This window comes from Gilvimarinus sp. 1_MG-2023 (genome assembly GCF_030548285.1).
This window is the reverse complement of the sequence record NZ_JAUOSC010001199.1, coordinates 1-261: the sequence shown is the minus strand read 5'-3', so window position 1 is coordinate 261 and position 261 is coordinate 1. Positions and strand designations below refer to the sequence as shown.

At 53.6% G+C, this 261-nt stretch carries 1 protein-coding gene; it reads right to left on the bottom strand.

Features of this window, described 5'->3' with window-relative positions; genetic code table 11:
- On the bottom strand, positions 1-261 hold a 261-nt coding region (locus Q4563_RS20665), incomplete at both ends, for an alanine:cation symporter family protein (RefSeq protein ID WP_303605848.1).

Here is a 261-nt window from a genome sequence, read left to right as displayed (position 1 = left end):
ACCCAACAGTACAGCGCCTGTCAACACCATCAGAATCAAGCCGGTTATCCAGCTCGGCAGAGCAAAGTTGCTCTCCAGTACCGCTGCGACCGAGTTGGACTGCACCGTATTACCAATACCAAAACCGGCGGCCATACCAAAAACCGCAAAAGCGGTGCCCATCCAGGCCCATTTGGCACCCAGTCCGTTCTTGATGTAATACATGGGGCCACCAACATGATTGCCCTGTTCATCCACTTCGCGATACTTCACTGCCAGTAC